Source organism: Sulfurimonas sp., assembly GCF_027056685.1.
Classification (GTDB): domain Bacteria; phylum Campylobacterota; class Campylobacteria; order Campylobacterales; family Sulfurimonadaceae; genus Sulfurimonas.
Genome location: NZ_JALUKE010000133.1, coordinates 1 through 10,138 on the forward strand (window position 1 = coordinate 1; position 10,138 = coordinate 10,138).

A 10,138-nucleotide genomic window follows, 5' to 3' on the forward strand; every position below is an offset into this window, starting at 1 on the left:
AAGTATATATTTGTTAATTGTTGCTTTTTAGAGTTGTTTTGTGTAAAATGTTCGTTGAATAAATAGTTGTAAGTTCCCGCGAAGCGGAAACTTACAACGGCGAAGCTGAGCTCTAAACGAGCTTCGCCGTTAACTCTCCACAAAAACTTTCTAACCTTGACAAATAAAATATAATTAAAGTATACTTTCTATATCAGAAAAGAGGTTTTTTATGAAATTTGAGTATGATGACAATAAAAGTAAGATTAACAAAGAAAAACATGGCATTGATTTTGTTGAAGCTTAAAACTTATGGCAAAATGAAAATGCACTTATTGTTCCAGCGAATATTGTTGATGATGAAGTTCGTTATGCTCTCATTTCAATATTCAAAAGTAAATGCTATACAGCAATTTTTACTCTTAGAAATGATATTTATCGTATCATAAGTGTTAGAAGATGTAGAAAAAATGAGGAAAGAAATTATGAAAACAATAACAGCTAAAGAGTTTGATGAGAAGTTTGATAATGGTGAAGATGTTACAGAGTATTTAGATTTTTCAAATGCTATAAAACTAAAAGATGTTAAAAAATTAAAAACAGAAACTAAAAAAGTAAATGTTGATTTTCCTGAATGGATAATAGAATCTTTAGATCAAGAAGCTAAAAAGATTGGTGTTACAAGACAGTCTATTATTAAAGTTTGGATTGCTGAAAGATTAAAAGAAGAGACTGGATGTTTAAAAGCAAGTTAAATCTAGAGAAGTAAGAAGTATAGCAGGTGCAAGGAGAGCAATAATCCACCCTAACGGGAAAATTATTGTTCATGCTTACACAGTCTATTCCCCTTAATTCCTATTCATTGCGTTTAAATCTTCAAATGCCTGAAGCACACGCGAAACTAAGCCCTCTTGACCAGCACGAAGCCATTTTCTTGGGTCGTAGTATTTTTTGTTTGGTTTATCTTCGCCCTCTGGGTTACCTATTTGAGATTGTAAGTAGTCATGATTTTTAGCAACATATTCACGAACTCCATTCCAAGTTGCCCATTGTGTGTCGGTATCTATGTTCATTTTTATAGCACCATATGAGATAGCTTCACGAATCTCTGAAGGAAGAGAACCTGAACCACCATGAAAAACAAAGTTTACAGGTTTTTCAGCTGTTTTAAACTCTTGGGCAATATATTTTTGTGAATTATCTAAGATTTTAGGAGTAAGCTGTACATTTCCTGGTTTGTAAACACCATGCACATTTCCAAAAGAGGCTGCTATTGTAAAGTTTGGAGAAACCTCACTAAGCTCTTTATATGCAAGTGCTACCTCTTGAGGTTGTGTATAAAGGAGTGCGTTGTCAATGTTTGTGTTGTCTACACCATCTTCCTCGCCACCTGTTACACCAAGCTCTATCTCAATACTCATACCGATTTTTGCCATACGCTCTAAGTATGCTTTACAAACACCGATGTTCTCTTCAATAGGCTCTTCAGACAAATCAAGCATATGTGATGAAAAGAGTGGTTTTCCCTGAGTTTTAAAGTAACTCTCACCAGTCTCTAAAAGTGCGTTTATCCAAGGAAGCAATTTTTTTGCAGCGTGATCAGTATGTAAAATAACAGCAACACCATACGCTTCAGCCATCATATGTGTGTGAATAGCTCCAGCAACTGCACCAATAATCGCAGCCTTTTCATTGTCATTACTCAGACCTTTTCCTGCATAAAAAGATGCCCCACCATTACTAAACTGAATAATAACAGGAGAATTTGCCTTTGCTGCAGCTTCTAGTACGCCATTGATTGACTCTGTATTTACAACATTTACAGCTGGAATAGCAAATCCAACTTCTTTGGCATGTTCATAAACCTTACGAACATCATCACCGAACAAAACACCTGGTTTAACAATATCTAAAACACCTTTACTCATAGCAAATCCCCGAAAAAATTAAATTTATGAATTATATTATATAGTTCATTTAAAAGAACTTTATGATAAAATAAACCCAAATTACTTCGGCAAAGGATGCATATGCGATTGACAATTGATGAGTACTCAAAACATTTTAAAATGTCAAAGGAGATGATTCTCTCAAAACTGCGTAAAAAACAGCTTAGTTCTATTGTTGAAAATGGTGTAACATATATTATTACAGCAGAGACAAAAGAGAAATCAACTACTCCTACTGTACACGCACCAAAAAGAAGAAAAACTACTGTTGCTATGGTTTTATCACTCTATCAAAAAGAGAACCAGCAACTCAAAGAGAAAATACTCCAGCTCGAAGAGAAAATTGATAAACTCATAGATGATAAAGAGCAGATGCTTCGAGATGAAATGAGTAAAATCGAGCAGGTTTACAGCGCAAAAGATGAGCAACTTAAAACCATTTTGGAGCTTGTAAATACAAAGCTTTTAGTAGAGCAAAGCAATGCTAATACTGTTCATGAAGTTGAATCCATTCCTGCAGACAAAAACAAAGATGCCAAAGATATAGAGCTTGTAGATGAAATAGTCGAACTTAAAGATTACCTCAAGAAACTTGAGCTTGAGCCATATCAAAGAAAAATCATCAAAAAAAGATTTCTCGCGGTCTACAATAGCGACATTCGTGTAATTAAACAAAACGGAAAGCTTTATCTTAACTTTTCAAAATATGATTACAGTGACCTTTTAGAGTACTAACTCCCTCTCCACCCAAAAACCCCTATATTTTTAGCATATAACTTTGCAAATGAGCTTCTAAGCTCATTCTAATTCTTCTTAAACGCAGCACTACTCTTTTTTATAAATTTTACACGATATTCCGTGCATTAAATTCTATATATTTTATATATTATCAATTATTATTTATGTAATATAATTTTTAATGTATTATACATACAATATAATAGATAATAATAATATTTATATGTATTTTTAAGTATATTATCCGTATAATTCTATTATGAAAATTGATGATTTGTTTAATATCCTTCACAATGCAGTAGAATCACAAAACAATGGCAAAAAAATATCTCTAAAAGATATGGCTAAAGGTCTTGGAATATCTATGCGTACTTATCAAGACTGGAAGCTTGGGCGGGCGAAACCACAAGCAGCAGCCATAGTTATGAAAATGTTGGGAAAATTGGATGATGATGAAATTATCAGAGCTGTGAGAAAAATCAACAAACTAGAGGATTGATACTATGGGTGCTTTAACAAAAAATGAAAGAGATGGGCTTGAAGATGTGTTTTTATCTATACATTCAAGAGAAGATAAATTTGAAAAAATAAAAAATTTATCTACTTTACTAATGTCACATGATGCAGCAAAAAACTTCTCAAAACTCTGTAATCGTGCTAAACTCGAACTAAAAGAAACAAAATTATCACATTTCATTCATCAATATACGAAAAAGAAGAAAAATTTAAGCAAATAAACTATAAAGTATCTGTAGCTGAATTATTTCATGGACTTCTATGTGGCATGAACGTTCGGGAAAATTTAATCTAAAAGGTAAATCTATGAATAAAGCGCAATTCGTTGAGTTAGTACAAGCACAAGGCAACTATAAAACTAAAGTTGAAGCAGAGACAGCAATCAAAGCTTTTACAGATGCAATTTCTGAAGCACTAGTAAAAGGTGAAGATGTTTCTTTAGTTGGTTTTGGTAGCTTCGCAGCTGTATTACAAAAAGGTAAAACTGGTAAAGTTCCAGGAACTGATAAAACTTATACAACTCAAGATAAAATGGCTCCTAAATTCAAAGCTGGTAAAGGTCTTAAAGACCGCGTAGCAGCTGGTAAATAATTCCTCTAAGTACCCTCTTTTTACAAGATGGTACTTCTTCTAAATAATGAATAAAAACTTCCTCTTTTCACTCTTTGGCAAATCACCTCAAACGCAAGAGGGACACAATCTTCTTATTGATAAAATATACTCTCTAAAAGATCATACAAATCTTATAATTTATGATAATGTAGATATTTTTCTGCATAAACGCAGACAAACTATACCATTGATGATTTATGATGAGTACAGAGCCCTTTTTCTCTTTGAAATTAAAGAGTGGTCTTATGAAGATTTAAAAGATGCCTCACTTACAAAAACAGAACAAGCAAAACAGGCAGAAAACACCCTAAGTTACAGTAGCATGCATGAAGCTGTAACAAATAAGCTGGATGAAATTATTCACAATAGCGATATTCCTATCCACAACTATCTTTTAATGACTCATCTAAGCTCTTCTGAGTATCAGAATTTAGATGATTCATTAAAAAAGATACTTTTAAAAGAAAAAATTATTTTTAATGATTTAGATGCAGATGCCATTCTAAAGAAATTACAAAAAGAAGCACAAAATCAAAACTCTTATGGCAGTGCAGAAAAAATAGTAGGCTCACTCCTTACCCAATACACACTTATAGATAAAGACAATAAACTTTTTTTAGCAAACGCAGAACAAAAAACATTTATAGATGCCCCATTAAAGAATTTTACAAATATTCAAGCAGCACCTAAAAGTGGACTTAGTTCTACTTTACTACTTAAAGCCATATTTGAAATTTTGAAAAACCCTTCCCTAAAAATTACGATTATAAAACCAACAAAACTTGCAAAAGACATTCTGCATAGACAATTTTTAGAGATTATAGAACACGCAATTGTAGAGTTTGACATCTTAAGTGTAACTATTTTAACACCAGATGAAATAGGGACAAAAAAGCACTCCGAACTAGGAGAGATAATAATGTGTGATGATGGAATGCTTATGCAAGAAGAGTTTATAGAGTATCTCAAAAGTTTGCAAAGTAAGCACAAAATTGTACTCACTAACGATACAACAGATAAAGTCACATTCTCATTTAAAGAGAGTTATCTGATTAAAGAGAAAAATATTCTATTTTATGAGACGAATCCACATGCAAAAGCCCTCCAGCTCATAGCTCAACTACTCAAACAAAAAGATTCAAAAGAGTTGCTCATAGTATCTAATCGTGATAATAGAACAAAATTGATTGATGACTTGAAATTCTTTATAGAAGAGGATGTAACGGCATTTGACAGCTCTGTTAGTCTAACATTTCAAGAGTTAGAGAGATTAAAACTAGCAACCTATACTGATCTTAATGAACTTATATATAATGACGCAATACTTTTAGATATAGACGAAGCAACAAATCATGAGCTTGAGTATGTAATTAATCATGCTCAAGAATCTGTACATATACTCTATGCAAAGGATTCACAAAATTTACAACAACTAAAGGAAATATATGCAGGTAAATAAAACCGAGCAAGAGTGGAAAGAACAGCTCACAGATGAAGAGTTTTATGTTTGTCGCCAACATGGAACAGAAGCTCCATTTTCTGGTAAATACTACAACAATAAAGAGAACGGCACATATAACTGTATCTGCTGTAATGCACCCCTTTTTCAATCAAGCACAAAATTTGATTCAGGAACAGGGTGGCCTAGTTATTATGAAAGTATAGAAGATGCCGTAAGAGAGATAAAAGATATTTCTCACGGTATGCTACGAACTGAAGTAAGATGTAGCAACTGTGATGCACACTTAGGGCATGTTTTCCCTGATGGTCCAGAACCTACAGGCTTACGATACTGTATAAATTCGGTGTGTTTAAATTTTCAAGAGGAGAAATAATATGAAAAAAATAGCTTTAGCACTTTTGGTGCTTTTTAACATCACACTTTTTGCAAAAGAGGCAAATCCACATGTCATTTTAGAGACAAATCAAGGAAAAATTGAATTACAACTCTATCCTAAAGTAGCACCATTAGCAGTTGAGAACTTTGTGACACATGTTAAAAATGGGTACTACAATGGTATTGCGTTTCATAGAATTATTCACAACTTTATGATTCAAGGAGGCGACCCAACCGAAACAGGGCGCGGTGGAGAGAGTATATGGCATAAAGATTTTAAAGATGAGTTTGGTGCAAATCTTGTATTTGACAAACCTGGAATTTTAGCAATGGCAAACCGTGGACCAAATACAAATGGCAGCCAGTTTTTTATAACAACTGCCCCTGCACCATGGCTTAATGGTGGTTATACTATTTTTGGAAAAATAGTAGGTCAAGAGTCATTAAAAACAATTATGAAACTTAATAATGTCAAAACTATGGGAAGAAGTGGTGGAGATAGACCAGTAAAACGACAAGAGATTATAAAAGCTTACATAAAGAAGTAAGCTTTTATAACAGTTCCTTTTGCACTTCTAGTGCTTGTTTATGAGCATAAACATCATGAACTCTTAGCATTGCAGCACCATTTCTAAATGCTTCAAGGTGCAGTGCTAGAGTTCCTGAGAGTCTCTGCTCTACTGATGAGGGGAAAATCTTATCTATCATAGATTTTCTTGAAGCTCCTACTAAAAGTTTTTTCTCTAGCGTTAAAAAATGCTCTAAATTTTTGATAAGAGAGATGTTATCTTCCAAACTCTTTCCAAATCCTATGCCCACATCTAAAACAATATCTTTTATACCAAAGCGTTCTGCTTTTTCAATACGCTCATTAAAAAAAGAGTAAACATCATCTAAAACAGAGTTATAAGTAGGACTCTTTTGCATGGTTTGAGGCGTTCCTTGCATATGCATAATAACTGCCATCGCCCCATACGATACGCACAACTCACAAACAGCATCATTTTCAAGCCCTGTAATATCATTTACAATAGTAAAACCAGCATCAAGTGCCTTTTGAACTACTAACGGCTCATAACTGTCAATACTAAGGCGTACGCTTTGTGCTATATTTTTCTCTTTTATCAACTCTAAAATTGGGGTAATTCTCTCTAACTCTTCTGTAGCACTTACAATTGCTGCGTTTGGACGAGAAGAGACTGCCCCGATGTCAATAATATCTGCACCCTCTTCTATCATTTGCTCAATCATAACAACAGCATCACGCTCTAAAAATCTACTGCCGCTAAAAAAACTGTCATCATTGGCATTAATAACACCCATAATCTCACACTCTTTTGGTTTTTTCACTTTTGCTATTTTTTTCAGTTTAATGGCTAAACCTTTGAGTCCAAAGGGTTGTGCCAGCTCCTTTTTTGCAAGAATCTCAAGCTCTTTTGTAGTTGCGATAAGCAGAGCATCTACTCTTTTTTGTGCTGCTATTACCGTCCCTTTTGGCACTGCCAAATCTGCACCTACTGAGAGTGCATCCTGCTTTAAAATATTTGCACCACCGACATGCAAGTCTTTAATAGCTACAAGGTGCATCTCTGCTTTTGCAGCTAAAATATTTACACCACCACCATCAACACCAAGCAGTTTCAAATAATTTTTTATATTTAACTCATTTGATAAGACCTCTACAACCATTAACGCTCCCTTGCAAAACTCATAACAAGCATGGCAAGTACACTCTGTGCTCTTGCGTTTAAATCAAGAAGTCTATATGCTTTATCAAATATTTCAAGCTGATTTTCATTTAAAATCAATCTATCTACAACTGTGGCTCTATAAAAAAGAGCTTCTACAAGCGCTTTTGCTTCATTTTTTGATATACGAGCATTTTGTTTTAAAAAGTCAAACACCTCTTTGTAATCCATTTTTGCAAGGTTAATAGTAAGCTCTTGTATATGGGCATGTGTCTCACTTTTTATAACAGGTAAACGGGAGCGTACTGTTGTTAAAAGATTTGATTTTGTAGGTGAGATTATAATAAATTCTATATTTCTTGGAGGCTCTTCAAGTAGCTTTAAAAGTGAATTTTGCGCAACTGCTGTAAACTCTTTTGCTGCGATTATGATGTACTTTGTCTGCATTTCACTTATGTATGCCTCAGCAGTCACAAGTTTTGCATGCTCTATTTTGAAGTTCTCTTCGACAAACGCAACAACACGAAAACCATGCAGCTGCTCTTTGAAATTCTCAACTGCCTCTTCAATATCGCTAGCAATAAGAATATGACTACGAACTTGCATCAACTTCACCAAACATTGTCGCATTGAGCGATGCATTAAAGAGTTTAAAGAGCTGTAAAAGCTTTATATCTAAAGAGGTGTCATATGATTTAAGGGTAAATGCATTGTTAAAATCTTCATCAAAAATCCAAAAATAACTCTCATCTTTTCTTTTTGCAATATCACTGCGTTTATCATCACCCTTACCAATATACCAATAAAAACAATCATCTTTATATGCTTGAGAAATCATATCTTCAACAAAGTCTATCATCTCCCCACCACTTAAATTGTTATAATGAGAGTAGAGGCTGTCAATACTTACAATAGGAACAAGCGGTCTGTCTAACTCCACACTATTTATAGAGGTTAAAATATACTGCTCTAACCATTTTCGCTTCTCATCTGTAATGATAATAACCGTTTTACCCGTGAGAATTTGGCTCAGTGCATACGCAGTTGTTTTTGACCACTCAAAACGGTCCTCTTCAAGCCAAGAGAGACTACCGCCCTCTTCTCTTATGGCATCTAAGCTCCATTGTGCAAAGTCTGGCATAGCCGCTCTTACTTCTCTAACTCATACGCATCATGAAGACTTCTTACTGCCAACTCTGCGTACTTTTCATCTATAACCATTGAAATTTTAATCTCTGAAGTTGAAATCATATTGATGTTAATGTTCTCATTTGCCATCACTGAAAATGCCTTTGCAGCAACACCAGCATGAGATTTCATACCCACACCAACGACAGAAACTTTACAAATATCTTCATTGTAAGAATCAGACTTGATTTCGCCTTTTTTGACAAAAACATCTACAACTGCTTTTGCATCAAGCAGCTCTCCAACAGGAACAGTAAAGTCAATATTTGTACTCTCATCAACCGATTTAGTTTGAATTATCATGTCCACATTTACATCAGCATCTGCAAGACTATTAAAGATGTCTGATGCAATTCCTGGTCTATCTTTAACACCGCACAAAGATACACGAGCTTGATTTCTATCTAATGCTATTCCACTTACTAATGGTTTTTCCATAATATTTTCTTCCTTTGTAATTAATGTTCCCTCTTCATCTGAGAAACTGCTTCTTGTAACAAGATTTACATTGAGTTTTTTTGCCATCTCTACGGAACGGTTTTGTAATACTTTTGCACCCAAACTTGCAAATTCAAGCATCTCATCATAAGAGATTTTTTCAAGTTTTTTTGCCTTTGGTTCTATGCGTGGATCAGTTGTATAAATACCTTTTACATCAGTATATATTTCACACAAATCAGCCCCAAGTGCCCCAGCAATAGCCACAGCAGAAAGGTCGCTTCCACCACGCCCAAGCGTTGTGATGTCACCCTCTTCATTCACGCCTTGAAAACCAGCTACAACAACAACTTTTCCCTCTTTTAGAAGGTTTTGCATCGTTGTAGGGTCTATCTCTTGGATTCTCGCTTTTGTATGGATATTATCGGTCAAAATGCCAGCCTTACGCCCACTCATAGCAGTCGCATCAACACCCAACTCTTGAAGTGCAATAGAGAGAAGTGACGCAGTTACTCTCTCTCCAGAGCTCAGAAGCATATCCATCTCAGCGCGAGCAGGATTTTTTGAAAAGTGCTCTGCATATCCAACGAGTTTGTTCGTCTCACCACTCATAGCAGAGACAACAACGACAACATCATTGCCCTCTTTTTTTGTTTTTGCCACACGCTTTGCTACATTTTCAATACGCTCTAAATCACCGACACTTGTTCCGCCGAATTTTTGAACTATTAACATCTATAACAGCCCCTCCTTCACAAAATATTGTACAACTTTTTCATACACGGGTTTTTTAAAATGCGCTGTAAGATTTAAAACATCATCTACAGTTACAAATTTATAATCCGAAAACTCAGGATGCTTCGTATGTATATCTATTTTTGCATCTTTAGAGAGTTTCACCAAGTAGTATTTTTGTATCTGCCCTTTATAAGGTTTCATCTTTTTTAAAATTTTAGGTGGAAAATCATAAGAGATCCATTCAGGATAAGATGCAACAATTTCAGCTGCGTTTGTTCCTATCTCCTCTTCCATTTCACGAAAAAGAGCATCTTCTACCTCTTCTCCTTCATCAATTCCACCTTGTGGAAACTGCCAAATATCTGTCAAATCATTTCGTTGAGCAATAAAAATTTCTTTTTTTTGAGGATAATTCTCGGAGACTATTATCATCGCCACATTTGGACGGTATTTCT

Annotated in this window: 14 protein-coding genes and 1 pseudogene; 9 read left to right on the forward strand and 6 right to left on the reverse strand. The window is 34.6% G+C overall.

The window, feature by feature from the left end:
- Positions 1 to 301 precede the first annotated feature (301 nt).
- Positions 302 to 484: pseudogene (locus MVY38_RS05900) on the forward strand (BrnT family toxin); the annotation flags it as partial.
- Positions 465 to 734 carry a CopG family antitoxin gene (locus tag MVY38_RS05905; protein ID WP_297484304.1) on the forward strand — a complete coding sequence of 90 codons (270 nt, stop codon included), beginning with the start codon at positions 465 to 467 and terminating at the stop codon, positions 732 to 734. The pseudogene MVY38_RS05900 and the gene MVY38_RS05905, both read left to right, overlap by 20 nt.
- A gap of 93 nt (positions 735 to 827) precedes the next feature.
- On the opposite strand, the gene fbaA is transcribed toward MVY38_RS05905, so the two are convergent.
- Positions 828 to 1,907, reverse strand: coding sequence for a class II fructose-bisphosphate aldolase (gene fbaA, locus MVY38_RS05910; RefSeq protein WP_297434147.1), 1,080 nt, complete (start codon positions 1,905 to 1,907; stop codon positions 828 to 830).
- A gap of 102 nt (positions 1,908 to 2,009) precedes the next feature.
- Between fbaA and MVY38_RS05915 the strand changes: the two genes are divergently transcribed.
- The 7 genes from MVY38_RS05915 to MVY38_RS05945 all read left to right on the forward strand — a co-directional run bounded on the left by MVY38_RS05915 (position 2,010) and on the right by MVY38_RS05945 (position 6,179).
- A complete protein-coding gene (locus tag MVY38_RS05915) occupies positions 2,010 to 2,663 on the forward strand; it encodes a hypothetical protein (RefSeq protein WP_297484306.1) in 654 nt (217 codons plus the stop codon).
- 262 nt (positions 2,664 to 2,925) lie between these two features.
- Complete coding sequence (locus tag MVY38_RS05920) at positions 2,926 to 3,165, forward strand: helix-turn-helix transcriptional regulator (protein ID WP_297484308.1); 240 nt, start codon at positions 2,926 to 2,928, stop codon at positions 3,163 to 3,165.
- A 4-nt stretch (positions 3,166 to 3,169) separates the two neighbouring features.
- Entirely contained in the window at positions 3,170 to 3,403 is a 234-nt protein-coding gene (locus MVY38_RS05925; RefSeq protein WP_297484310.1) for a hypothetical protein, read from the forward strand.
- Positions 3,404 to 3,488: 85 nt separating this feature from the next.
- The gene (locus tag MVY38_RS05930) at positions 3,489 to 3,773 is read left to right on the forward strand and encodes an HU family DNA-binding protein (protein WP_297484312.1); all 285 of its coding nucleotides are present in this window, start codon (positions 3,489 to 3,491) and stop codon (positions 3,771 to 3,773) included.
- Between the two features lie 46 nt (positions 3,774 to 3,819).
- Positions 3,820 to 5,253, forward strand: coding sequence for a hypothetical protein (locus MVY38_RS05935; RefSeq protein ID WP_297484314.1), 1,434 nt, complete (start codon positions 3,820 to 3,822; stop codon positions 5,251 to 5,253).
- A complete protein-coding gene (msrB, locus tag MVY38_RS05940; RefSeq protein WP_297484316.1) occupies positions 5,240 to 5,629 on the forward strand; it encodes a peptide-methionine (R)-S-oxide reductase MsrB in 390 nt (129 codons plus the stop codon). The genes MVY38_RS05935 and msrB overlap by 14 nt, the downstream gene beginning before the upstream one ends.
- 1 nt (position 5,630) lies before the next feature.
- A complete protein-coding gene (locus MVY38_RS05945) occupies positions 5,631 to 6,179 on the forward strand; it encodes a peptidylprolyl isomerase (RefSeq protein WP_297484317.1) in 549 nt (182 codons plus the stop codon).
- A gap of 4 nt (positions 6,180 to 6,183) precedes the next feature.
- Here the strand turns inward: MVY38_RS05945 and folP are convergent, their stop codons facing one another.
- The 5 genes from folP to MVY38_RS05970 all read right to left on the reverse strand — a co-directional run.
- The gene (gene folP / locus MVY38_RS05950; RefSeq protein WP_297484319.1) at positions 6,184 to 7,320 is read right to left on the reverse strand and encodes a dihydropteroate synthase; all 1,137 of its coding nucleotides are present in this window, start codon (positions 7,318 to 7,320) and stop codon (positions 6,184 to 6,186) included.
- Positions 7,320 to 7,925, reverse strand: coding sequence for a DNA polymerase III subunit delta' (locus MVY38_RS05955; protein WP_297484321.1), 606 nt, complete (start codon positions 7,923 to 7,925; stop codon positions 7,320 to 7,322). Before MVY38_RS05955 ends, folP begins: the two co-directional genes overlap by 1 nt.
- The gene (locus MVY38_RS05960) at positions 7,912 to 8,460 is read right to left on the reverse strand and encodes a HobA family DNA replication regulator (RefSeq protein ID WP_297484323.1); all 549 of its coding nucleotides are present in this window, start codon (positions 8,458 to 8,460) and stop codon (positions 7,912 to 7,914) included. The genes MVY38_RS05955 and MVY38_RS05960 overlap by 14 nt, the downstream gene beginning before the upstream one ends.
- A gap of 8 nt (positions 8,461 to 8,468) precedes the next feature.
- Positions 8,469 to 9,680, reverse strand: coding sequence for an aspartate kinase (locus MVY38_RS05965; RefSeq protein WP_297484325.1), 1,212 nt, complete (start codon positions 9,678 to 9,680; stop codon positions 8,469 to 8,471).
- The coding region (locus MVY38_RS05970) for an RNA pyrophosphohydrolase (protein WP_297484327.1) at positions 9,681 to 10,138 on the reverse strand (458 nt) is incomplete at its 5' end.

Excerpts from the sequence above, each read along its gene's own strand:
- MVY38_RS05905 (WP_297484304.1), top strand. The coding sequence starts at position 465 with ATGAAAACAATAACAGCTAAAGAGTTTGATGAGAAGTTTGATAATGGT.
- fbaA (WP_297434147.1), bottom strand. The coding sequence starts at position 1,907 with ATGAGTAAAGGTGTTTTAGATATTGTTAAACCAGGTGTTTTGTTCGGT.
- MVY38_RS05915 (WP_297484306.1), top strand. The coding sequence starts at position 2,010 with ATGCGATTGACAATTGATGAGTACTCAAAACATTTTAAAATGTCAAAG.
- MVY38_RS05920 (WP_297484308.1), top strand. The coding sequence starts at position 2,926 with ATGAAAATTGATGATTTGTTTAATATCCTTCACAATGCAGTAGAATCA.
- MVY38_RS05925 (WP_297484310.1), top strand. The coding sequence starts at position 3,170 with ATGGGTGCTTTAACAAAAAATGAAAGAGATGGGCTTGAAGATGTGTTT.
- MVY38_RS05930 (WP_297484312.1), top strand. The coding sequence starts at position 3,489 with ATGAATAAAGCGCAATTCGTTGAGTTAGTACAAGCACAAGGCAACTAT.
- MVY38_RS05935 (WP_297484314.1), top strand. The coding sequence starts at position 3,820 with ATGAATAAAAACTTCCTCTTTTCACTCTTTGGCAAATCACCTCAAACG.
- msrB (WP_297484316.1), top strand. The coding sequence starts at position 5,240 with ATGCAGGTAAATAAAACCGAGCAAGAGTGGAAAGAACAGCTCACAGAT.
- MVY38_RS05945 (WP_297484317.1), top strand. The coding sequence starts at position 5,631 with ATGAAAAAAATAGCTTTAGCACTTTTGGTGCTTTTTAACATCACACTT.
- folP (WP_297484319.1), bottom strand. The coding sequence starts at position 7,320 with ATGGTTGTAGAGGTCTTATCAAATGAGTTAAATATAAAAAATTATTTG.
- MVY38_RS05955 (WP_297484321.1), bottom strand. The coding sequence starts at position 7,925 with ATGCAAGTTCGTAGTCATATTCTTATTGCTAGCGATATTGAAGAGGCA.
- MVY38_RS05960 (WP_297484323.1), bottom strand. The coding sequence starts at position 8,460 with ATGCCAGACTTTGCACAATGGAGCTTAGATGCCATAAGAGAAGAGGGC.
- MVY38_RS05965 (WP_297484325.1), bottom strand. The coding sequence starts at position 9,680 with ATGTTAATAGTTCAAAAATTCGGCGGAACAAGTGTCGGTGATTTAGAG.